Here is a 17,792-nt window from a genome sequence, read left to right on the forward strand (position 1 = left end):
TCCTCCGGAGATCATCTAGGGCAAATCGCAGCCCGTTGTTCGGCGGATATCTTCAGATTGGGGTCGACACTGAACTTGGAGAATTTTGAGTCAATCCACTGGTCACACCTGCCTGAACAAGGTGCCCCGTTTCGGGCATCATTCCAATAATCTTTGGCCCTTTCTTCCGTCCAACCGCAAAACTGAACAAGCGCCATTGCCGACAGTGCGCCAGAGGAATGAACACCCCACATGCAGTGCACCAGAACAGGGCCCTTACCCGGGTTTTCAATTACTTCGTGTATGGATGCCATGACGGCGCCGGGTCGGGAGGATCTGGCGCTCTGATAGTCAAAGGATCCGTTCCCACAACCTGTGCGGCCGTACTGAGTGTTTTTGCCGAAGTCGGCATAAAATCCGGTTGAAAACCCTTTTTCGCACAAGGTTTCGCGTTGAACGTCACTCAGACCTGTTCGATCCTTGTCGCCGCCCTTGAAACCGGATCGATACAACACACCGCTTAAGACTGGGCGGAAGAAAGCGACGCCATCGACGCCTCCGTCGCCACTTTTTGAAAGCATTTGGCTGTTGCTAGGGCCACCGTTTCGGCTGGTGACGTCAGAAGTCGCAGCGGTTGCCAGAACACCAATGAATATAAGTGACGTCAAAAACCGCATGCGTATTCCTTTCTGTGTTCAGCCCGTGATGCTCACACTTTTCCTGCCGGCAATCTCTCGGAGAGACACATTCACCGTAAACATCTTTGGTGGCGGTTAGCGTCCCGCCGTGAAGCTTCAAATTGGCCACACCAGATTGATGATAACGACGACCACGAAGTAGGCCAGAACAACTTTCCAATTCCACTGGTGTTTGTTTTCTTCGTTGATCACGCCGGCCGATTTCAATGCCAGGTTTGTGATAATCAAAGCGACAACGATGACCGCCGCATGTGCCAGATCGAAATGCAAACTAGAGCTCCTTTTTTCAGATTTGGGATTGTTGAAAATTGTCAGCAGTCGCCTGAAGGCAGCATAGTTACATCTGAATACCTTCCTTCAGATGTCGTGATCCGCGCACATGCGCCGGTATCTTTGTTAAACCAGTAAGAGGTCAGCCCTTCGCTTCGGATAAGTTCAAACCCGAGACTTTGAATGCCCATTTCAGCCTGACCCGCTCTGGCCCCTTCAAATGACGAAAGATCGCTAGAGCTGCCCACAGTTGCTGCACTCGCATCCACTGACCCGCCACTCTCGTCGCATGCTGAGAGTACAGAAATACACACTGTACCGATCACCAAAAAGACTTTGGATTTCATCTGTTTTTTCCTAGCTGATTTGAGTTGCCGTTCCAGGGTTTTCCGTCGATCACCTATTCAATTCCGAATATAACGTTGTAGCCGACGGAAGAGTTGCCGCGGTTGATAACCTCGACAACATGATCACCGGATTGCCAAAGCTGCCCTCGATACTCCTTTTCCGCCGACATCAATCCCAACAGTTCAGAACCATCGGGGTTTCGAATAACGTAGTCCAAGGTGCCATTTCGCGGAGCAACGCGAACGTAAAGGAACTGTTCGTTTTTGGCGCCAAGGACGTATTGCTGGGACGCTCCGGGCGCGAGTTGGCCAACGAGTTCGGCGCCAGTTGAACCAGCATCAAATTTGACGCGTCGGCTTTCAGTAGATCCTTCGGCACCGGCCATAGCTCCACCACCATCATCCATCGCCTCGACAACCGACATCTCTCCGATGCTTCCATCCTTGTACGCGATGCATCGCCAAAGTGTCCCACCTGCGTCACGTAACATGACCAGCGTGCCAGCTTCGGAAAACTCTGAGCTCTCAATCGTACCGGATTGACCGTCTGGCCCACCAACTTGCCGTAAATGATCGATACACGCGTCATCGGCTTCCGACATTGCAAGAGCAGCTGTGCCCGAAATTGCAAACATGGGTGTGAGGAGGTTCAGTAAACGGAGTTTCATCAGATTGTCCCCTGTTGGCTAATCCTTACAGTGTTCTTCTGTACAAAGCGGAACTTCACTTCGCTTCCCGCAACTTGGACAGAAAGTCATCGCATGCCTGTGCGCTTCCGACGATCTCGTCCGTCGTTTCAATTCCTTGCAGTGATGCCATCTCGGAATTCACGCGATTGAGGATCTGATCCGCTTGCTCGGCGGTGATCAGGTTCTCGGCTTGTGCGCCTTTCAATGTAGAGCAGACACCGGCGGACAAGCCTGTCGCAACGCCAACACCCATCGCGGCACCTCCACCCAAGGTCATCGCCCCAACCACGCCGAGGACGAGCCCGATCACGATTCCCAAGATCACTTTTCCCATGTTTTCCTCCCTTTTGGTGAGAATGCGTTCAGCGTTCACTACTGCCGCAAACTGCGTACCCATTTGCAAATCAAGACCAGCGCTAAAAGGTTGAAAACCGGTGCGAGCGCCGCGAACCAAGGTTTGGTCGCCTCCGAGAGCAAGTCCGCTACGAGTATCCAGGGCAAACCCAACGGCAAAAGGAACACCCCGGACAAAGGGTCTTTTTCTTGCCCCAACCAACCAAATGTACCCGTCAAGAACGCAATCAACGCCAACAGGTAAAGGATCGCGAATACGATGGTGGCTATTCTACAAACCAAGTCGAGCTTTCCGATGAGCGAGCCAGTGCTGCGCGGCGGTGTTCAGCCACGCACCAAACAGGTCACAATGCGCCTTCGTCGCCCAGGAACTCGATACCGGCTGTGGCGCCATCACTGTAAGCAATACAGTTCCATGGGGCACGATCCTCGCCAACGCCGACAGTGACCTGGGTTCCCGCCTCGCTAAACGCAGACGACAGCACAACGACTTGCGAATTGTTCGTTGTATTGGCTACGTCTCGCAAACACGCTTGCTGAGCGGGCGTGAGCTCGGCAGACGCGCTTGATGTACCCGTATCGTCGCAGGCCGCAAGCAGTGCGAAACATGTCGTGCCTGCAACCATCACCATCTTGTTGGTCATTTTCTTCTCCCTCTGGGTTCTTTGATCTCAATTGAATTGGTGGCTACGTTTTGAAGCTCCAGCGTCTATGCGGACAATCGTGCATTCCTCGAACTGGTGACTACCGTTCTCAAACGACTCGCCATTCAAGGTTTGGCCGGCAGAACAATATTGCGTTGATCGCATCCACTGCCAACAACGCGTGACCGCACTGGAAAAAGCTGGAGCGAACGTTGGAAGAAGAGCTAGTGCTTTGAGTCTTGGCATCGCTTTCTCCCAACGCTCGATCATTGAAAACGCCTTCCGACTGCCAGCACTCACTCCAGCAGTCGGAAGGGCCCGGTAAAACGGGCGACAGCGACAACAACGGAGGTAAAATAAAGTTGCGTCGAATTCTCATATTTGAATCTAATTTTTCATAAATCAATATTTTTTCCGCGCGTAAATTTCTCTAGGCTTTCGTGCGAAAGGCTTTTGCTTTCAAACAAAAAGAATGTGGGGATTTTCAGAAAAGCGAGTGTTCCCTACGCAGCCAAGCGTTTTTGACGCCGCCAAGAAAGGACGAAGGGACAAAAACATGGGATTCTTTGAAGCAGTAAAAACGTGTTTTTCGAAATACTTCCAGTTCTCTGGTCGGGCTTTACGATCAGAATACTGGTGGTTCTTCTTGTTCGTGGTTCTCGTGAGTGCCGTATTAGCTGTGCTGGATACGATCATATTCGGGACCAATCCCGAAACGGGGCAGGGATCTCGGGTTCTGTCCTCTGTTTTCCAACTGGCCGTTCTTATTCCCATGCTGGCCGCCGGTTGGCGGAGGCTGCATGATACAGGGCGACCTGGCTGGTACTTGCTGCTGCCGATGGCGCTTAGCATTACAACGCTTTTTGTTATGCTGGGCGGGGTGGCGTTCTTTTCGGTATTGGAGCAAGGAACGGAAAACCCCGATACATTGCGTGGACCCGCGGCAGTTTTGGGCGCAACCGGCATTGTTGTGTTCTCAATTCTTCAACTGGTTCTGTCCATCCTGATGATCTGGTGGCTGACACGACCTTCTCAAGAAGGCGCAAACGAATACGGCGCACCTGTTTCCTGATCTGGTTGCCCGGGCGGTGGGCCCGAAGCTCTGCTGAAAGAAAGAGCCAAATGCAACACCGTGGAGAGAGAAAGAATGAATTTCAAGCCGATTTCCGTTGGAGCGCTGATGATGGCAATGGCAACCACAGCATCGGCGGAGTGGTCGTTCAGTTCCGGGCCCAACCCCAATGCGTTTATTCAGACCGGAAACACGACGCTGGAACTTCAGTGTAACCATATCCGCTTTGCTCCGGCCGGATTTGAGGACAGCCAGGACATTGTGCAGAAGCAGGGGCTTTCCATTCGTTTCTTTAAGGACGGCACCACCGAAGTTGGGGCATTTCAGGTTGGCGTAGAAAACGCTGCCGTGCAGATCGTCGACAACTATCCCGTCAAGGTCAGTTTTAATAGTCAGCAGGATTATGGTTTTGTACTGGACCAGCTTGCGGCCAATGCATCGGTTAATCTGTCGATGATTGATCAAGATGTCAGCTACGGAATCTTTGACTTGAAGGGTTCCGGCACGGCAATTCGGTCCCTTCGTTCCGCCTGCGATTCAGGTGCTCGCCAGGGGGGTTCCTACGAAGCGCCCAAAGGCATTGTCTATTGTGGTGGCGGAGCGATAAAACGCCAGATCGAATATGTAATTCTGGACAATCCAGAGGGGGAGTGGGACGCGCGAGTAACGGTCAACGGCGAGTCGATCAGAGCCATGACAGCCTACAGTTACTTCGGAAACTCTGTACCGCCCGCCGGATTTGTCGTCGCCCTGCTTGGGGAAGACAGGTCCGAATTTCTGATTTTTAACGAAGGCGCGGAAAACTGGCTGGAATACGGGGACTTCAGATATGATCAATGCAATTGACGCCGCCTTCCAACCAGCTTCCCCAATAGTGCACCAGCTGAAGTATTTGGTTTCCGGGATCGTACTTGTTTCGGGTCTAGTTTGGATCTCACCAGCTGTCGCGGCTGATGTATCGCAACTTCCGCCCGGTTTGCAGGCGAAGGTTGATCTGGCGGCACGAGCCTGCGCGGAGTTCAACGACGGTCAGTTTGACATAGCCTGGGGCGCGGTTGAACGGGTCGATCTCGACGGAGATCTACAACGCGACTGGGTTCTGAATGAGTCCGGTTTCGCGTGTTCAAGCGCCGCATCTCTTTACTGCGGAACTGGCGGATGCATGTCGCACTTTTGGGTTAGCGAAGAGGTGCATTCCTTGCTCAACCAAGGCTGGACGGTCGTTGATTTTGGGAGCCAACGCATTGTCATCGCGGACGTGCATGGATCCGATTGCGAGGGAATAAATCCGACGCCATGCGTCAGCGCAAGTGTTTGGGATGCCGAAGCCAAGACTTGGCGCTCGTCTGCTGGAAGCTGGGAGTAAACTGTTTTTTGTGTTTAGCAACTGTGCCAGAGGACCCTTTTTGTTCGTGGGGTTCTCTGTGGCATGCAAATCTGTGGGATAGCTGTGCAAAGCTGTGACCAAACACCGCGCAGATTTATGGGTAAGGTTCTGCGGTTTTTATTAAGTCACGGCGCGGCCTATACCCTTTAACCGCAGGTAAATCCCCACGAACTCAGACAAAAGAACAGATGACAAAGAGGCAACAAGCGGCAGATCAGAGTGGTCGGCTCCTGCTGCATTTTGAAGCCTCAGCATGTGCTTCCCCGCAAGTTCTTCGTCAAGACACCTCAGGTGGTACCAGTATTAATCGAGCTGATCGGCAGCTCTTCTGGCTTTCATTTCAGCGAGCTTGGGCGACTTTGTGCGAAGGGAAGGCACGCGAGCAGCAACCAGACCACAGCCATTGGCAACTTGCCGATTTTGGGAAGGACGGGAATGGATGTAGGCATCACAATGTTCAAAAACCAAGTTCCCGTTTTCGCAACACGTCGCGCCCCTGGAACAAGGAACGGCCGTTGGTACAGAAGCGGCCATTGCAGCCAAAGCAGGCTAGGGCCATTCACCCCCGGCTTGAACTCGCAAAAACCTGAGAAAGCTTGCTCTGTTCCATCGTGCTATCGACAGCAAGTTGCGTGGATGCCGTCGACAACACAGATCTCGAAGGACAGCGGCGAAACACCCAAGCACGCGAAATACTCTATTCGAAATCCCACATTTTCACAGATTTGCTGTGATCCAGTTGGGAGCTCGGCACCTGATCAGTGGCAGGCCAATTGCTCAAGCTTAGGGCTTGGCCTTTTGCACAGTTTGCCCGCAGGTAGGGCAGTGATCGGCCTGTGACACGGTCTCAGCATGCACGCGGTTTCGGATATGATCGGCAGCGCGACGCGAGAGACCCAATTGCTTGCGAACGGCTTCAATAACGGCCTCGTCGGCGTCGCAGATATCGCCGTCTTCCAAGGCCTTTCGAAATTCACGTTCCAGGCTGGCCCGTCGGCGGTGCAACTGGTCGTTCAGGCCGCTGGCAATGATCCCTGCGGGCAATGCGGCCATCCCAATGCCAATCACTGTGATCGCAGCGCCGAAGATCTTACCGGCAACTGTCACGGGCGTTACGTCGCCATAACCAACGGTCGTAAGCGTTGCCATCGCCCACCACATCGCCGCTGGGATCGATCCAAATGCCTCCGGTTGCGCCTCGTGCTCTGCTAGCCATGCACCGCTGGCAGCAAAGATCAGCATCACCATCAGGATGAAAAAACCTGCAAAAAAGGCGCCGGCCTCTTCCTCAAACACAGCGAGCAGCATTCCGAGTGCAGGCGAGTACCGAGTGAGTTTGAGGAGCCGCAACATGCGGAAGGTCCGCAACAGACGCAGATCAACCGGGAAGATCAAATAGAGCAGCGCAGGTAATATCGCTAGTAAATCGATGATGGCGATCGGGGAGACGGCCCAGGCAGCGCGCGTTTTGTAACTTGGATTTTCGGTGGCGACCCACAGTCTTGCCGCGTATTCGACAACGAATACGAATAGAGAAAAACCCTCAAAGAGGTTCAGCGCCAGGCCCCAACGAGTATATATGGAGTCGACCGTTTCCAGGATAACGGCGGCCACGTTCAGTGTGATGAGGGCAATTAGAGCTATCTCAAGCAACCATGGACCGGTGGCCGCCCTGTCCGGGCGCTCGAGCCACCAATAGACTTTCCTTTTTAGATAGCCCGAATTTGTAACTGCCTCACTCATGTCGAAACTGCGTCCAGGCGCGCGTCAGGGGAATCGCGATTTGCGATAGCAAGGCTGTGCCCCAGATCAGATTGCCAACCAACGAGGGAACATGGGGGACGATAAAGAAACAGGCAATAGCCAGTACGATCCCAAATACCCGCACATCCCAGCGCCCAAAGTCCGATGCAAGACGGTGTTCAATAACGTTCTGGAGCACCCAAAGCATGGCGATATATCCTGCAAGGCCGAAACAGCCAATGGCGGCATATTCGGTCGGGTATGGCTCCCAAAAACCGACTTTGACCTCGGCAGCTAGGGCCACGCCTACCATGACGCCGCATAACATCAAGATCAGATGCGCAAGCCACCAGATGACCAATGTCGACACCTTCTTGTCGTTGGGCTTGGCGTTGCCGACAAAGTCAAAATAAATCCAGCACATGACGAACATCGAAACGCCGCCGATGACGAAGTTAACAAGCACATCAAGTGAGACTTTGTAGATGCCTTTCTCGGACAAAGTAACGACGAGTTTGAAGAACCCTTCGCCCAGAACGATCAGTGTCAGCAGAGCAAACCGTTCCGCCATATGGCCAAGGCGCGGGACGAAACGTTCGAAGCGCAATACAGTGAGGCCCGGGATCATGTACATCGCCTGCGTGGCCACCATTGCGGCAGCAAACACCCAATAGGCCAAGGGTGTTGGCAGAAATGCCGTGATGGCAAAGATCACCGCAAAAACCGAAAAATTCCGGATCTGAGCCGTCGACATGGACTCGCCAGATGAATTGGCCCGCCGGACGCGATAGTACAGCGCCGCGAGCATGGCCCTGTTCGCTGCAAATCCTAACGCGAAGAAAACCCAACCCTTGCCGTCAATAGCCGGGGTCGCCGCTGCCATGAACATCACCGTGCAGATCATCACGGCCATAATCAGCCGGTGCCAGAAATCGGTGCTGACGAAGATCGAGTTGAATATGCTGAGTTCGCCCCACGCGTACCAGAGCGTGATGAAGATACCAGCGAACACAAGAAACCCATGCAGATCGAGATGATGCGACAAGTAATTGCCCAGCAGAAAGATTGTCACGACATGGATCAGGTCGTAGAACAGCTCGGCCCAGTGGACATGATCATGTGCATGGTCAAGGTCCTGGTGATGTTGGGGCTTTCGCCACATGGGGTGGTCATGCAATGCCATAAATTGGGAACTCTTCAAGGTTGAAAGGCTGTAGTGGCCGACAAGCGGCCACCCAGATTGAGTTTCACTATAAGATGAAGGTTGTCGCGGAGACTTTCGTCATGCAACCCCCACAATGGTTGTTCAGCGATTGCATGCCAGGCAATACCTGTTCGATCGTGGGTTTATTGCGCTGGCAGTGCCCGGTATCCACGGATGTCACGCGGCCCTGTCGTCTCGTAGATGCAGCAGGATGCGTGCGTAGTTTTCCTCGCCCTGCGCGCCGGTCACAAGGTGACGTTTGTCGAACACCATTGCGGGCACACCCTGAACTCCTCGGCTGATCCAGAATTGCTCTTTCTGGCGCACGTGATTGGCCCGATCTTGGCTTTGCAACATGTCCAACGCATCCGCGCGGTTCAGCCCGATGCCAGCAGCCGCATTTGCCAGAACCTGTATGTCCGAGACGTGTTCGCGGCGTGTAAAGAACGCCGAAAAAAGGGCCTGCTTCATTTCATGGCCTTTGCCTTGTTCGGCGGACCAGTCAATCAATTGATGCGCACGGAAGGTGTTATACATCCGCATGTCATCGGCGTAATTGAACGTGAACCCCAGTGCCGCGCCCATCTCTGTCAGGCGGGCTCGTGCCTTGATCGACCCTTCCAACGTCGTCCCGTATTTCGATGCCAAGTGTTCGCGCAGGTTCTCACCACCCTCGGCCATCTGCGGATTCAACTCGAATGGATGCCAATGGATATCCAGTTCGGTCTGAGTGTCGCGCGCGGCTTTGGCAAGTTGGTGATAGCCGATCACACACCACGGGCAAACGACGTCTGACACGATATCGACGCGAATAGGCAGAGCAGCTTGCACGGCTCAGGATCCTTTCACGTCGCTGGAAAAACGCGCCGCGTTTTCCTTGGCAAAGGCGCTGGCATCTGCGTCAGCATCCCAGAACTGTGGGTTAGCCTTGGGGATGGTCAGCGCTCGCTGGACGGCAGGTCGCGCATCCATACGGTCGAACCAGGCGTTCAGATGCGGTAGGTCCGAAACATCCACCCGTGCCCAGACATAAGCACGCGCCCACGGGTACAGCATCATGTCGGCGATGGTGTATTCGTCCGCTGCGATCCAGTCCCGCCCGTCCAGACGCGTATTCATCACCTCCATCAACCGGCGGCTTTCGTCCACGTAGCGACGGATTGAAAAGGGCTCTTCATGGCCATTAGGCGCAGCGATGTGCTGGAAATACATCGCTTGACCCATCATCGGCCCGACGTGACCGACCTGAAACAGCATCCACTGCATTACCTCGGACCGCTTGGCCGGGTCCGAAGGCAGGAATTTTCCGTATTTCTCGGCCAGATGCCACAGGATCGCGCCGGATTCGAAGATCGCGCGGCCTTCCGAACGGTCCTCAATCGTTGGGATCTTTCCGTTCGGATTAAGCGCTAAATAGTCCGGCGCCTTCTGCTCGTGTTTGGAAAAGTTGATATGGGTCAGGTCGTAGGCGATACCTGCCTCTTCCAGAAAAATGACTGGTTTGTAGCCGTTCATCGTGCCTGCGGTATACAGGTGAATATCAGGCTGGGACATGTTCAACCTCGGCAAACGTGGTTTTCAGATGTGCGTCAAATCGAGCAAAATCGGCCTCGATTTCCGGGTTCTTCATAACATCGAATGCAGCAAAAGTCGTAAGGGGCTGCATGGCAAAGAACTTTGCGTTCAGGTGCATTGGCGCTAGCAGGTCGTCGACGCTGGCACCCGCAAAGAAAGGCTCGGACTCTTCATCGAATGCTTCTTTCGGGGCGTTGAAGGTAACTGACAGCATGTATTTCTTACCGTTTAGCGTGCCGCCGGTACCGTAATTGGCTTTGGGCGCGTCGGTCGTTCGGCCGTCACCTGCACACAACCGGCCGTCCATACCGGCCGTGTACACCTCATCGATGTATTTCTTGAAAATCCACGGAACGCCCATCCAGTTCACCGGGAACTGCATGATGACTGTATCGGCCCACAGGTGCGCGTCGACCTCTGCATTCGCGTCATATCCATCAGCGACAGTGGTCACGCGCACGTCGTGCCCCATTGCTGTCAGCGTATTCCGTGCACGTTCAACGAGGCTTGCATTCAACTGTCCGGGGGCGAATTCGTAGGGCTGGGTGCCGTTCACGATCAGGATTTTGCTCATGTCCATATCCATATGTGCAGTTTCTGAACCCTTGACTTTCGCCGGGTTCAGAGAGCATTTGAGAGTATAGGTATGAGAAATCAACCAGTATACTTTTGGTAACCTAGTTATCTGAGCGGAAGGATGACAATGCGAGCGCGGATTGAAGAGGACGCCAAAGGCCGTCGACAGGTCTCGGAGGCCTGTCTGGAGCCATGCGCAATCGAAAGAGGTATGCGGATCATTGGCGGAAAATGGACCGGATCGATTTTGTGGCACCTCAAAGATGGTCCCGTGCGTTTTAACGATCTATCGCGTATGATCGGTGGGGCTAGTAAGAAGATGATCGCTGAGAGATTACGCCAACTTGAGGAGCAGGGTTTGGTTGCAAGACAAGTGATGGATACTTCCCCTGTTTCGGTTCAATATTCCATCACCGAGTTTGGCAGCACAGCCCTTGGATTTCTCGATGAGCTAAGAAAGTGGAGTGAAGAGCTGCCTACCGATTTTTAGCGATGACTTTTATATGCTTGCTCTTAGCTTATAGCCTAATTTTTTTATGACCCCGCAACAAACTTGTAATTTCTTCAACACTGCAGATGAAGGGGCTTGGCGACGCAGAACAGAATTCCGCTAGACTGTTGTTTAAGAAAGCTATTTGCGCCAGTTTTGACAAAAAATGATCGAAATATACCAAAGCGAAGCTTTGGTGCAGCAGTGTGTTTTGGAACGACTTTCTACGGGGCCGTTCAATGACATTTGAACTGACAAGTACCGTAACAGCCGTGCCGCAGACTGCTAGTTCTGCCAAATCAAGTTCTCGCATCCGCAGCGAACGGCTACTTTGTTCGCAATCTGTCATTCGAGGTATTGTGTCAAACGTCCAATTCGAGCCCGAAGTAAACGGATGCTGCGGTCCGCACTAACGACGGCAATGCGCAGAAAGTTGACTCTGCAAAGTACAGCGTGTGGCCACTGCCGGCGTTACCAGCGAGAAGACGCGGTGGCATCAGAACGGGTTTGATTTGTCCTGCAACAGAGCCAGAAGGCGATCTTACGCTTTAGAGATTTTCGAGCCATTGGAACTGGTTGCCAACGTGTTCCGTGGGAATCGAAATTGATCAAGACCAGCTTTGTCGCAATACTAGCTTCACTATTCAGCGCTGAACCAGATCGGCGATGTGTAAGCACGGTCTTGGACTTCTGCGGGAACCGCCTCGGGCAGCGGTATATCGTAGAAAGCTGCGTCTATGGTCGTCCATCGCGGCTTTGGAATTTCGATCACTCTCACATAGTAAAACGCGTTGTTGTTCGGGTCAAAATCTGGGTCTTGCCAATAACCGGCGAGTTCCACGGAACCGATTGAGTTGCTGTATGTCGCGCTTCCAATATCTACCGTCGAGCCTACTGGTTCGTGTGCACGGCCATCCTCTCCAATCTCTCGGCCATCGGAGACGGCCACGTCGAAGATCCGCTCATGAGTTTCGCCACTCTCGTCGATCCAGCCTTTGATAATTTGGACTCGGTCGAGGTTCGCGCCGTCTGGGTCGCGCAGCGCCCGGATCAGGAATCTGGGAGAAACCCCATCCGGCGCGTTCCTAAGGTCTCCGCCCATCGGCACACCGTTCTTATACCCGTTGGAAACAAAATCCGAGGCGTACAGATCATCGGCATCAAAATTCCAACCGCCAAAGACCCGGACTCGCATTCGCGGCCCGGTCGTAGCGTAGGCCTCTTTGCGCTTGATTGCTCCGTGGACTTCCTCGCGGGTGTTTTCGCGCGCCCAAACAGCGGTGAGGCCTGCAGCCGATTCTTGCGCCGTAATGATACGCAATGCCGGGTCTTCGGCCGGGATTACATCAAAGTTGTGACGGTTCGCTGAAGGCTCTGTGTGTTGGTACTTACCAAAGTAGTTGTCTTCTCGCGTGGTTGGGAGCGCGGTGTGCGTGTCCGTCGTGCCGTAGAAGCCGAACTTGAATGGGTTAACGCCTGTCTCTCGCTGAACTTCGAGCCCGACCTTCAAGGCGGAGCGCCCATACTCGTAGCGCAACATTTCAGGGGTCTTTGCGACGGTGCCCGAGATATTCGCAACGTCCCAGGTTTCGAAATCCGCAAACTCATCATCAGGTGACAGGAGTGGGTGCGTTTCCTCGTCCCCCTTGATCTGGGTTACCTCATGCATCGGTTCCCAACGAATGCGTTTGGCGGCGTATTCCGCGTCCATAGGTGTGCCGTCGAATTTCGTAGGCGCGAACATTATTCCATTGGATATATTTCCGTTATGGGGAACAGATACCGCGCTTCCACCCGTCTCTTCTTCGTACGCAGCCAGATAGTCCCACAACGGCTCAGGGTCTTCGCTTTCAAAATAGGTAAATGGGCGGGTTCGACCGGTCTTATCGGCGCCGTCTCCGAAGATCACCACCCGATGGAGATTGTTACCTCTCGGAGTTGATGTCCACTCGTACCCAGCCAATGATGTGAAGACTCCAGGTTCGTAGTATTCGTCGACCGTTTCCACGATTTGTTGCCAAAGGTCACCGTCTAAATCCAATCCAGCGGTCGGGTCTCGCCCTTCGATTGATGCGATTTCGATGATATCAGCGAACGCCTCCATCCGACCTTCTTGCCCGGAATTGAACCTTTCGTAAGTCAAACGACCCCACTCGTCAGCCAAAAGCCGAGGGTCAGCTGCTCGAACGGCGGTCGCAAGTCCCAACATTTCCGCGTGTTCAGTAATCGCGAGGAAATCGAGGGGCCTAATGAGTTGAACAGGTTGTCCGGTATTTGAGGTTATCCTCTCACCGCGGGCCACGCGGAAGGCGTCGTGGATGTTCAAAGAAGTCCCAACAAGCCCTGCGTCGAATGAGATTTCAGTATGGAAGTGAAGATCACCAAATAGAACCTGATCGGGATAAGATCGGTCGACAAACGGAGAGTAAGTCTGTGCAGGAACCACCTTATCAGGAGGTACTTCGCCTTCAAAGCCAACTGCTTGCGTTCCTAATGAAAGCGCTAAGACGGTTGCAGCATGCAAAATATTCGTGGGTTCAAAATGAGTTCTCATGACTGCCCCCCAGACAAAAAAACTAAAGCAAAAGTGTACGAGAAAGCATGCATAAAATCAAATATTCAAGTGAGTGGGGTCCGCCGCCCCCCATCCGCACGCGTGAACCTGTCCAAGACTCGTTTTTGAAGGTCTGCTTTAGGCTGATTGCGGCCCTGAGGAGCAAGAATGCAGATGGATGCAAAGTCCAGAAAGTAGACATTTAACAAATTTGGTCGAACGGCTGTTTCGAGCCAAAAGCGGACCCTAATTTGACAATAGTGCGCCGCTCTGCAGCGAACGACCGCTCTGAGCCCCATTGAAACTCTCGATCCGCTAACCAAGACCAAGATTGATCCGCTCAAGCAGTCGTTCACTTAAACCAAACGTGCTGCAATGTAGCCAACGACGGCTTTCGCCCACTTTCGGGACATTCGCTGCGAAAGCAAAATACACGCAGATCGAATTGGCAAAACGCGAACAAATCTGCCGTAAAAACGCAGCATGGCAAAGTCCGCTTTTGAACCTGGAGTTCGAATACGGAGATGTTGTTTCAAGATATTAGATTAAACAGTCTGCCAATCCGAAATGAAGGTTTACAACTGCATTCGCTGCCGTTTCGTATTTTTAGCGACTTGAACCACTCAAGTAAGGGCGCAGAACATAACCACCTGCTTCACACAACTTGAGCCGTGATCAGTTGGAAATGTAGAAACTGTTCATTTCGTCAGGTTCTACTTTCCATAAACTGACCCTTGACTAGGCTAGCTCACGAGCAATGTGACGTGCCTGAGCCTGAGCTGAGGCGACCGAAGCTTCGTGACGCTCATCAGCGAATTCCTGGTACTCGGCCGCAGCTTCGAACATCCGTTCTGCTCCCAGGTACTGGCGCAATGTTCTGATGTGCGCAGAAAGGTGACCCGAGTCATTGCGAATCCCACCGTCCTCAAAACCGAATTCACCAGACGAGGTCAGCAACACCAGGGTTTTGCCTGACATGATCGGTTCCAGAGGGAAGTCGCCGCGCGCCAAATCAAACGTAAATGTCTTGTTGACCCTGATGATCTGATCGAACCAAGCCTTCAGGGCTGCGGGCATACCGTAGTTGTACATGGGCGTCGAAATCAGAAGGATGTCGGAGCGGTCGAGCTCGTCAACCAGCGTATCAGACAAGCTGACCAAAGCGCTCTGTTCAGGAGTGCGTTCCTCTTCTGCTGTAAATACAGACGCGATCCAGTCGTTGGAAATGAAATCCGGCGGGGTCATTCCGACGTCACGCACAACAATTTCGACGTCCGGATCAACGGTTTTCCATTCTTCCACGAAACTGTCCGCCAAAGCGCGGGAAATGGAATTATAGGCCGCAACAGGGTTGTCGGTGCGCCGCACGCTGGCGTCAATTCTCAGGATTGTGGTCATCTCGTCACCTAGTCAGTTTGCAAAGAACTATTCAAAGGTGAAGCCAGAGACGCGCAGGTACAAATGAAGAAAATTCTGAATAGAGTGAACTGACCTCAGCCATCTCTATTCGCAAAGAATTCCTTCTCCAGATGAGACGCCGTCGCAAGTACATCCGCGTCCCTGTTGGGAAGGGTTAAAGTTCTACATGCGCAAGAACTCCTGCCTAGTGGTTCAGAAACGTATGCTTCTCGGCGATATAGAAATAACAAAAATTCAAGCGACGGATTAGATCGTTGCGGACGCACTAATCTTCAAAAAACCTTTGACCGACGGCGCTGTCGCGAAACTCATCTGCTTGGTCCAATAGCCATTCCCGGAACACACGAACGCGTGCACGATTGGCGTAAGTTTCCGGACAGACGAGAAAATAGCTCCTGTTCTTCAATGCCGTATCAAAGGGGGCGACCAGCATATTGCGTTCCAGAAAACGCGCGGCGGCCAAAAGGCTGACCAGGGCCACACCATGACCATCGCTTGCCGTCAGCAAGCAGATGTGTTCCTCGGAATAGGTGACATAGGGCTCGGCATCACCCGTCTGCAAGCCAGCCGCGTCCATCCAGCGTTCCCAACTCGGATCCACATCAGAAAACCCGCTCCATTGGTATTCGATCAGACGAGACTTCAGAAGAAATTCGGGGGAGCTCAGTGACTTCGCTTTTTCCACGCTGCAGACAGGGGCTACCCAGTCATTCAAGACCCATGCCACATTGCTGTCAGGATAGTCGCCAAAGCCATACCGAATGGCCACATCCACATCGCTAGATTTGAAATCCACCAGTTGATCGCTAGACAGAACCCTTACCGAGATCTCCGGGTATTTCTCGTAAAAGCCTCGCAGCCGCGGGCTAAGCCAATTGGCGGCAAAAGACCCGGTTGTTGAGATTGTCAATGTGCCCGCAAGGTCGTCTTCCTCCAGCGCAAGAGAAGCGGCTTCGATGTTCTTGAAGGCCTCAATGATGTGGGGCGCGTAGTTGGCCCCATCCTCCGTCAACTTCAAGGCGCGGGTCAGCCGGTGAAACAGGGGCACCCCAAGTTGATCCTCCAGCGATTTGATCTGATGGGAAATGGCAGTCGGAGTGACGCATAGTTCATCGGCGGCATCCTTGAAACTCAGATGCCGGCAGGCCGCTTCGAAGGCCTGAATGCTTTTCAACGACGGTATCTTCGCCATGACGCGCGGCTTTTACTCTCCTGATGCGATGCTAATTCGTCGCTCTACTCTAGCCCGATTTGGATATGTCGCAAACTTTTGGGACGGCCAGAGTAAGCGACTTACTGGATATACTTATCCTGCTATCTTGGCAAATAGCTGAAAGCCGCAAGACTGCTCGGCTGTCAATTCGCCTCCCTCTAAAAGGATACCATATCTGCAAAACCCGCCAATCCCATGATCCGCATTCGAACCATGAACAAAGACCACAGGCTCACCTTCGGCGTATTGTGCGTAGGATAGCCTGACTGCACTTATCGCAACTCTGTGTTCCATTACTCTGGCGAGGTACTCTTGTAGCATTTGTTTAGAGAGATATAGCGCCAAACCCGAAGGCACTTGGAGCAATAAGTCAGCTGTGTTCAGCCAAGAAAGCCAGAGCATCCCTCTCAAAACGTGGCCATTCCGGGTCGTTGTCCGGGATGGTATGGTTCGAGCTTTCGTAGGCGATGAATTTCGCGTTGGGTAATCCCTTTGCAAACAATCGTCCTTGTTCGACCGGTTGCATCCTGTCACTGTTCCCGTGACAAACAAGGCACGGCACCTCGACCTTGGACAATATCGGTGAGATATCAATGTTATCAATCACGCCGCGATACCGCCCCATGTTTTCGGGTGAAATCATCTTTCGCATATCTTCGGCATATTGCCGCCGTTCTTCTTGGCTTGCGCCCGGCACGATGATTTGCGCCATTAAGTCACGCAGAGACGGATAATCATCGTCCCACCCGGCAGTCATCATTTGCTTAATTGCGTTGGCGCGTTCCACATCTTTTTGCGATGTTCTTTTTGCCCGACCAACGGGGAACCCACCTATCATTACGATCGCAGACACGCGGTCAGGTCGGCGCGCTGCGAAGGCGGCTGCCACTGCGGACCCCTGCGATATCGCAAGGATCGGCGCGCGCCTTATATCCGCTGCGTCGAAAACAGTTTCCAAGTCATCAACGAACCGTTCGAACGTACAAGTTTCGGCGTCCCAGTCGGATAGACCGTTGAGCCTGGCGTCAAAACGGACCAAGCGATGTCTTTGAGCGATGGAAGTGTAAATTGGAGCTTTCCCGGGATTGCGCCAGTCAAGTTCCAAGTGTCCAATCCAACTTGGCGCCTTTACGACCGGAGGACCGTCTCCAACTGAGCTCCAGGCCAGACTAATGTTGTCGTCAGTTTTGCAGTAACGAATTTCCTGTGTTTTGGCGAAGTTAGCGCGCGATTTGGACACATGTTCATCGGTGAAGTTGAACGACAGCACTTCGATCGGCTGTTCAATGCCTTTGAACGTATGCAGCCCTTCTCGGCGCAATCGTTTGGCGTAATCCGCTCCGGCAAGATCACAAAGTACCTTTGAGGCCAGAATGCCCCCGGGTTCAGCTGCCGATTGGAGCCGCGCAGCGATGTTAACGCCGTCTCCGAAGATATCTTCGCCATCGACGGTAACGTCGCCGACATGCAAACCCGCTCTAAGCTGAATACGTTCCGGAACCAGATAGGGATGGTCTGGCTCTCTTAACTCGGTTTGAATCGCAATTGCCGCTTCTAGAGCGTTTCCTGCTGACGGAA

General features: G+C 53.1%; 19 protein-coding genes. 4 read left to right on the plus strand and 15 right to left on the minus strand.

Going from position 1 to position 17,792, the window contains the following annotated elements:
- Nucleotides 1–11: 11 nt before the first annotated feature.
- The 6 genes from ACR0C6_RS16825 to ACR0C6_RS16850 form a co-directional block, all read right to left on the minus strand.
- A complete protein-coding gene (locus ACR0C6_RS16825) occupies nucleotides 12–656 on the minus strand; it encodes a protein-tyrosine phosphatase family protein (RefSeq protein WP_480620308.1) in 645 nt (214 codons plus the stop codon).
- 117 nt (nucleotides 657–773) lie between these two features.
- The gene (locus ACR0C6_RS16830) at nucleotides 774–947 is read right to left on the minus strand and encodes a hypothetical protein (protein WP_170755412.1); all 174 of its coding nucleotides are present in this window, start codon (nucleotides 945–947) and stop codon (nucleotides 774–776) included.
- Nucleotides 948–988: 41 nt separating this feature from the next.
- Nucleotides 989–1,294 (minus strand): hypothetical protein, encoded by a 306-nt coding sequence (locus ACR0C6_RS16835; protein ID WP_480620310.1) that lies wholly within the window; start codon nucleotides 1,292–1,294, stop codon nucleotides 989–991.
- A gap of 53 nt (nucleotides 1,295–1,347) precedes the next feature.
- Nucleotides 1,348–1,962: a hypothetical protein gene (locus tag ACR0C6_RS16840; protein ID WP_480620312.1), complete on the minus strand. Its 615-nt coding sequence runs from the start codon at nucleotides 1,960–1,962 to the stop codon at nucleotides 1,348–1,350.
- Between the two features lie 55 nt (nucleotides 1,963–2,017).
- Complete coding sequence (locus ACR0C6_RS16845) at nucleotides 2,018–2,317, minus strand: hypothetical protein (protein WP_480620314.1); 300 nt, start codon at nucleotides 2,315–2,317, stop codon at nucleotides 2,018–2,020.
- A 364-nt stretch (nucleotides 2,318–2,681) separates the two neighbouring features.
- Entirely contained in the window at nucleotides 2,682–2,981 is a 300-nt protein-coding gene (locus tag ACR0C6_RS16850) for a hypothetical protein (RefSeq protein WP_152456658.1), read from the minus strand.
- A gap of 556 nt (nucleotides 2,982–3,537) precedes the next feature.
- On the opposite strand from ACR0C6_RS16850, the gene ACR0C6_RS16855 reads away from it, so the two are divergent.
- From ACR0C6_RS16855 to ACR0C6_RS16865, 3 genes are all read left to right on the plus strand, one after another.
- A complete protein-coding gene (locus ACR0C6_RS16855) occupies nucleotides 3,538–4,053 on the plus strand; it encodes a DUF805 domain-containing protein (protein ID WP_480620316.1) in 516 nt (171 codons plus the stop codon).
- A gap of 75 nt (nucleotides 4,054–4,128) precedes the next feature.
- The gene (locus ACR0C6_RS16860; protein ID WP_480447317.1) at nucleotides 4,129–4,899 is read left to right on the plus strand and encodes a hypothetical protein; all 771 of its coding nucleotides are present in this window, start codon (nucleotides 4,129–4,131) and stop codon (nucleotides 4,897–4,899) included.
- On the plus strand, nucleotides 4,883–5,419 hold the full coding sequence (locus ACR0C6_RS16865) for a hypothetical protein (protein ID WP_480447318.1): 537 nt from the start codon (nucleotides 4,883–4,885) through the stop codon (nucleotides 5,417–5,419). The genes ACR0C6_RS16860 and ACR0C6_RS16865 overlap by 17 nt, the downstream gene beginning before the upstream one ends.
- An 804-nt stretch (nucleotides 5,420–6,223) precedes the next feature.
- Here ACR0C6_RS16865 and ACR0C6_RS16870 read toward each other — a convergent pair.
- The 5 genes from ACR0C6_RS16870 to ACR0C6_RS16890 form a co-directional block, all read right to left on the minus strand.
- Nucleotides 6,224–7,183: an ion transporter gene (locus tag ACR0C6_RS16870; protein WP_480447319.1), complete on the minus strand. Its 960-nt coding sequence runs from the start codon at nucleotides 7,181–7,183 to the stop codon at nucleotides 6,224–6,226.
- Nucleotides 7,176–8,366: a low temperature requirement protein A gene (locus ACR0C6_RS16875; protein ID WP_480620318.1), complete on the minus strand. Its 1,191-nt coding sequence runs from the start codon at nucleotides 8,364–8,366 to the stop codon at nucleotides 7,176–7,178. Before ACR0C6_RS16875 ends, ACR0C6_RS16870 begins: the two co-directional genes overlap by 8 nt.
- Nucleotides 8,367–8,564: 198 nt before the next feature.
- Complete coding sequence (locus ACR0C6_RS16880) at nucleotides 8,565–9,218, minus strand: DsbA family oxidoreductase (RefSeq protein WP_480620320.1); 654 nt, start codon at nucleotides 9,216–9,218, stop codon at nucleotides 8,565–8,567.
- 3 nt (nucleotides 9,219–9,221) lie between these two features.
- Nucleotides 9,222–9,941 (minus strand): glutathione S-transferase family protein, encoded by a 720-nt coding sequence (locus ACR0C6_RS16885; protein WP_480620322.1) that lies wholly within the window; start codon nucleotides 9,939–9,941, stop codon nucleotides 9,222–9,224.
- Entirely contained in the window at nucleotides 9,928–10,536 is a 609-nt protein-coding gene (locus ACR0C6_RS16890) for an NAD(P)H-dependent oxidoreductase (protein ID WP_480620324.1), read from the minus strand. Before ACR0C6_RS16890 ends, ACR0C6_RS16885 begins: the two co-directional genes overlap by 14 nt.
- 213 nt (nucleotides 10,537–10,749) lie before the next feature.
- On the opposite strand from ACR0C6_RS16890, the gene ACR0C6_RS16895 reads away from it, so the two are divergent.
- Nucleotides 10,750–11,028, plus strand: a complete 279-nt coding sequence (locus tag ACR0C6_RS16895; protein ID WP_480620326.1) for a winged helix-turn-helix transcriptional regulator — start codon at nucleotides 10,750–10,752, stop codon at nucleotides 11,026–11,028.
- A 640-nt stretch (nucleotides 11,029–11,668) separates the two neighbouring features.
- Here the strand turns inward: ACR0C6_RS16895 and ACR0C6_RS16900 are convergent.
- The 4 genes from ACR0C6_RS16900 to ACR0C6_RS16915 all read right to left on the minus strand — a co-directional run bounded on the left by ACR0C6_RS16900 (nucleotide 11,669) and on the right by ACR0C6_RS16915 (nucleotide 17,484).
- Nucleotides 11,669–13,582, minus strand: coding sequence for a DUF3604 domain-containing protein (locus ACR0C6_RS16900; protein WP_480447326.1), 1,914 nt, complete (start codon nucleotides 13,580–13,582; stop codon nucleotides 11,669–11,671).
- 738 nt (nucleotides 13,583–14,320) lie between these two features.
- Complete coding sequence (locus tag ACR0C6_RS16905; protein ID WP_480620328.1) at nucleotides 14,321–14,980, minus strand: FMN-dependent NADH-azoreductase; 660 nt, start codon at nucleotides 14,978–14,980, stop codon at nucleotides 14,321–14,323.
- A gap of 286 nt (nucleotides 14,981–15,266) precedes the next feature.
- On the minus strand, nucleotides 15,267–16,193 hold the full coding sequence (gene gcvA, locus ACR0C6_RS16910; protein WP_480447328.1) for a transcriptional regulator GcvA: 927 nt from the start codon (nucleotides 16,191–16,193) through the stop codon (nucleotides 15,267–15,269).
- Nucleotides 16,194–16,584: 391 nt separating this feature from the next.
- Complete coding sequence (locus ACR0C6_RS16915; RefSeq protein WP_480620330.1) at nucleotides 16,585–17,484, minus strand: alpha/beta fold hydrolase; 900 nt, start codon at nucleotides 17,482–17,484, stop codon at nucleotides 16,585–16,587.
- Between the last annotated feature and the right edge of the window lie 308 nt (nucleotides 17,485–17,792).

It is taken from the genome of Ruegeria sp. AL12 (assembly GCF_056540885.1).

What these genes read in the sequence shown, in the direction of transcription:
- ACR0C6_RS16825 (WP_480620308.1), bottom strand. Translation starts at nt 656, where the DNA reads ATGCGGTTTTTGACGTCACTTATATTCATTGGTGTTCTGGCAACCGCT.
- ACR0C6_RS16835 (WP_480620310.1), bottom strand. Translation starts at nt 1,294, where the DNA reads ATGAAATCCAAAGTCTTTTTGGTGATCGGTACAGTGTGTATTTCTGTA.
- ACR0C6_RS16840 (WP_480620312.1), bottom strand. Translation starts at nt 1,962, where the DNA reads ATGAAACTCCGTTTACTGAACCTCCTCACACCCATGTTTGCAATTTCG.
- ACR0C6_RS16845 (WP_480620314.1), bottom strand. Translation starts at nt 2,317, where the DNA reads ATGGGAAAAGTGATCTTGGGAATCGTGATCGGGCTCGTCCTCGGCGTG.
- ACR0C6_RS16850 (WP_152456658.1), bottom strand. Translation starts at nt 2,981, where the DNA reads ATGACCAACAAGATGGTGATGGTTGCAGGCACGACATGTTTCGCACTG.
- ACR0C6_RS16855 (WP_480620316.1), top strand. Translation starts at nt 3,538, where the DNA reads ATGGGATTCTTTGAAGCAGTAAAAACGTGTTTTTCGAAATACTTCCAG.
- ACR0C6_RS16860 (WP_480447317.1), top strand. Translation starts at nt 4,129, where the DNA reads ATGAATTTCAAGCCGATTTCCGTTGGAGCGCTGATGATGGCAATGGCA.
- ACR0C6_RS16865 (WP_480447318.1), top strand. Translation starts at nt 4,883, where the DNA reads ATGATCAATGCAATTGACGCCGCCTTCCAACCAGCTTCCCCAATAGTG.
- ACR0C6_RS16870 (WP_480447319.1), bottom strand. Translation starts at nt 7,183, where the DNA reads ATGAGTGAGGCAGTTACAAATTCGGGCTATCTAAAAAGGAAAGTCTAT.
- ACR0C6_RS16875 (WP_480620318.1), bottom strand. Translation starts at nt 8,366, where the DNA reads ATGGCATTGCATGACCACCCCATGTGGCGAAAGCCCCAACATCACCAG.
- ACR0C6_RS16885 (WP_480620322.1), bottom strand. Translation starts at nt 9,941, where the DNA reads ATGTCCCAGCCTGATATTCACCTGTATACCGCAGGCACGATGAACGGC.
- ACR0C6_RS16890 (WP_480620324.1), bottom strand. Translation starts at nt 10,536, where the DNA reads ATGAGCAAAATCCTGATCGTGAACGGCACCCAGCCCTACGAATTCGCC.
- ACR0C6_RS16895 (WP_480620326.1), top strand. Translation starts at nt 10,750, where the DNA reads ATGCGGATCATTGGCGGAAAATGGACCGGATCGATTTTGTGGCACCTC.
- ACR0C6_RS16900 (WP_480447326.1), bottom strand. Translation starts at nt 13,582, where the DNA reads ATGAGAACTCATTTTGAACCCACGAATATTTTGCATGCTGCAACCGTC.
- ACR0C6_RS16905 (WP_480620328.1), bottom strand. Translation starts at nt 14,980, where the DNA reads ATGACCACAATCCTGAGAATTGACGCCAGCGTGCGGCGCACCGACAAC.
- gcvA (WP_480447328.1), bottom strand. Translation starts at nt 16,193, where the DNA reads ATGGCGAAGATACCGTCGTTGAAAAGCATTCAGGCCTTCGAAGCGGCC.